The sequence below is a fragment of the Nocardioides sp. CPCC 206348 genome (assembly GCF_048654705.1).
Taxonomy (GTDB): Bacteria; Actinomycetota; Actinomycetes; order Propionibacteriales; family Nocardioidaceae; genus Nocardioides.
The window spans coordinates 1-3,393 of record NZ_JBMCZA010000105.1 but is presented as its reverse complement, the minus strand read 5'-3'; the positions used below and the strand labels follow the sequence as shown (position 1 = coordinate 3,393).

Below are 3,393 nucleotides of genomic sequence, written 5' to 3'. Positions count from 1 at the left end.
GAACTGAACTTCTACTACTCGACGTTCTTCCACTACGCCAACAACTTCTCCATCCCCGAGGCCGGCAGCTACACGCTGCGGGTCAAGGTCGAGGCGCCCACCTTCAACCGCCACGGCGACGCGGACGAGACGCCGCCGCTGGCCGAGGGCGTCGAGGTCGAGTTCACCGACGTCGAGCTCGGTCCGCAGTGAGCAGTACGCTCGACCTGCCGCAACCCACGCCGCTCGGACCGGCCGCAGGGCCGGAGGCGCCCTTGGCGCCGACACCACCCGTCCGAGTGGGGCGGGTGGTGTGGGCCGGTTTCGGGACAGCGGCGGTCGTGGTCGGCGCGCTCGCAGGCGGCTGCGTGTGGACCGCCGCGCACCTCAGCTCGTCTCCGACGGTGCACGCCGTCGCACTCTTCGCCCACCTGGCCGCCCTGATCGCCGGCTTCGGTGCCGTCCTCGCCGTCGACTGGATGGCCTTGCTGTGGCTCACCGGTCGCCGCAGCATTGAGGCCGTGCTGGAGGCCGCAACCTCGGTCGCGATCCCGATCTGGCTTGGGTACGCCGGCCTGGTCGGCACCGGGATGCTGCTCGAGCCGGACCTCGCCAGCACCTGGACCAAGATCAAACTGGCGCTAGTGGTGATCATCGGCGTGAACGGGGTCGCGGCGGCAGCTGTCCACCACGCCATGGTCCGGCACCCGTCACGGGCTGCGATGATGCTCGGCGCCGTCTGCGCGACCTTGTCGCAAGCCTGCTGGTGGACTGCGACCGCGGTCGGCTTCGTCAACGCGCACTGACGGACTGAGCCCATCGCCCGCATCTCGTCAGCAGGGCTAAGCGCCGTCGTCGAGATCCCCGGAGGAGTGACATCGAGGGCCTCCGGCCTCACGCCCGGCGCGAGGAGTTCGGCCGTCCACCTGCAAAACTGGATCGCCGATGAATCTGCCCGATGACCGGACGCCCGGACGTCCCGACGATCGGGCGGGCGGGCGACACGTCCCGTCGTGCGACCGGGCGGGCCCGTCGGTTGGTTGGGCCCGCGCCAAGAGCGATGGGGCGCCTTCGGGCGCGGACCTCTTGGTGCTGCCGATGTGGGGACGTCAGCACCCGTGGTCATGGTCGCACGCCAGCGTGTTGAGCGTGGGCCGCGGCGCACTCGAGGGTGATCGTGTCCCCGGATTGGTCGGAGCCCAGCTGTCTGGTCCCGGCCCAACCCTCAGCGGTAGAGCACGGCGGGACACTGATCGCAGGGCGAACTCGCTCAGCACGGTCCCGCCGGCTTCGTGGTCAACGCACACGGGTTGCCACGAGTGCTCGTGCGACGGCGGCAGGATCATGGCTACAGGGGCGCTCACGGTGCCTCCGCGCCATGCCCTCCCATCGCTGCTGAGCGTCAGTACGTGCGGCGATCGACGTGGTGGACGTCGTCGCGTCGGCGCCACGGCGGGGCGTACAGCAGCGATACCACGATGGCGATGACGCCGGCGATGATCAGGATGGTGCCGAGGGCGCCGTCGTCGATGAACTGCAGGTCGACGGTGATCACGTCGAGGACGAGGATCAGCCCCAGGACCAGGAGGACGATGCCGAGTCCGATGTACATGTCATTTCCCTTCGTCGTGTCAGGTCAGGGCGAGGACCAGCGGTGCGGCGATGGCAACGATCGTCAAGACCAAGACGAGTCCTGACGTCTCGTGGGCTTCCGCCGGGCCGCGGTCGTGCTGCTGGACGGTCATCGTTGTTCCCCCTTTGTGCGGGCGGCTCGCCCGATGTCGTGGAGGTACCCCGCAGGTCTGGGGTCATCCGCTGGTCGGGATCCCGGCCTCGGCGTCAGGAGCGGGCAGTGGGGCGAGGGATCAGGTCCTTGTGCGGGTGTGCTGAGTTGTGCCCAGCAGAATCGCCGCAGCGGCGACCTGGACGATTGCGACGATCGCGGCCAGGGCAGCGGCGTGGTTCTCCGCAAGGGCTCCGGCCAATGCCCCGCCGGCGATCGCGCCCATGCCTTGGACGGCCGCGAACACCCCGTAGGCCGTCGCCCGCCGGCCGTCGGGCACGAGGTCGGCCACGAACGCCTTGACTGTCGAGTCGAGGACACCTGTCGCCACCGCCCACGCTGCGATGCCGGCGACCACGATCGCCAGCCGGTCATCGAAGGCCAGCGCCGGGACGACCGCCACGAGGGCGGGTACCACGAGCAGCACACGACCGCCGATGCGGTCGAACGCGAAGCCCGTCGCCAGCGCCGCGACGGCCTGCACTGCCATGGCGGCGGCGTACACCAAGGGGACTGCGGCGACCGCGATGACGTCGTCCTGCACCAGGTGGAAGGAGATGATCCCGAAGGTCATCAGCCCCGCGGTCATCAGGGCCGCAGCAACCGAGAACAGGTGGAACGCTGCGGGCAGTCCGGCTCCGAACGCGCTGGCACCCCACCGTGCAGGACGAGGGCTGCTGCCGTCTCCCGCGGCGTCGTCATCGGGTGGATCGGCGACCGCAATCGGCGCGCGGCGACGGAGTCGGGCCAGCAGCAGCAGTGACAGGGCACCGGGAATCGCCAGGACCGCAAATCCCGGCCACAGCAGCCCGGTAGCCGCTGCGATGCCCGAAAGGAGCAGCGGGCCGGAGAACGCGCCGATCTGGTCGAGAGCCTTGTGGACGCCGAACCCCCGGCCCCGGCCGGTGTCGGTGGCTAGCCGTGCGAGGAGTGCCGACTTCGCGGGGCTCCGGATGGCCTTGCCGGTGCGCTCGAGGAGAATCAGCGCTGCGGCGGTTGCCAACCCGGCCGCGCCGAGGAACGGGGTGACGGCAAGCAACGGCACGCACACGGCTGTCAGCGCGTAGCCGATGACGGTCAGTCGCCAGTGCAGGCGGCGCTGGTCAGCCCATGCCCCGGTGAACAGTCGAAGGATGAGGGCGACCGCCTCGCCTGCGCCGGTGACGATACCGACGACCAGCCCCGAGGCGCCGAGTGCACCGAGCAGCGGTCCCGACATCGACCGCATGCCCTCGTAGACCATGTCCGCGGCCAGGCTGACCAGGCCGAAGGCGAACACAGATCGCCACGGCGACCAGGTCGTGCGATCACGACGACCAAGGCGGGCCGGCGGACTCAGCTCGTCTTTCACATTAGGTGAGCCTAACCACTGCCGTCGTTGCCGCAGGCAGGGGCCGTCGTCCCGTAACACTTCGGCGGGCTGGCGGCATGAAGCCTGTGTACGGCGGCAAATGGTCGCCGCGAGGGAGGTAATCATGCGCAAGCTCACCCCGTTCCGCACTGCGGCAACCGCGTTCGCGGTCGTGCTCGCCACCGTCGGCGGTGCGTAGGCCGTCGGCGCCGCTACTGGCGACGACCACGACCAGGCCGGTGTCGAGGACACCACCACCGACCTGCCCGAGACCGACGAG

Annotated in this window: 4 protein-coding genes; 2 read left to right on the top strand and 2 right to left on the bottom strand. The window is 69.8% G+C overall.

Features of this window, described 5'->3' with window-relative positions; all coding sequences use genetic code 11:
- Positions 1–192, top strand: a 192-nt coding sequence (locus ACOADB_RS05305) for an iron transporter (RefSeq protein ID WP_378596898.1), incomplete at its 5' end; no start/stop codon positions are given.
- 191 nt (positions 193–383) lie between these two features.
- Positions 384–785, top strand: coding sequence for a hypothetical protein (locus ACOADB_RS05300; RefSeq protein ID WP_378596897.1), 402 nt, complete (start codon positions 384–386; stop codon positions 783–785).
- A gap of 596 nt (positions 786–1,381) precedes the next feature.
- Here ACOADB_RS05300 and ACOADB_RS05295 read toward each other — a convergent pair.
- Both ACOADB_RS05295 and ACOADB_RS05290 read right to left on the bottom strand, forming a co-directional pair.
- Positions 1,382–1,591: a hypothetical protein gene (locus tag ACOADB_RS05295; RefSeq protein ID WP_378596896.1), complete on the bottom strand. Its 210-nt coding sequence runs from the start codon at positions 1,589–1,591 to the stop codon at positions 1,382–1,384.
- A 253-nt stretch (positions 1,592–1,844) separates the two neighbouring features.
- Positions 1,845–3,041, bottom strand: coding sequence for an MFS transporter (locus tag ACOADB_RS05290; RefSeq protein WP_378596895.1), 1,197 nt, complete (start codon positions 3,039–3,041; stop codon positions 1,845–1,847).
- Positions 3,042–3,393: the final 352 nt, after the last annotated feature.

Coding starts and splice junctions, on each gene's coding strand:
- ACOADB_RS05295 (WP_378596896.1), bottom strand. CDS start 1,591: ATGTACATCGGACTCGGCATCGTCCTCCTGGTCCTGGGGCTGATCCTC.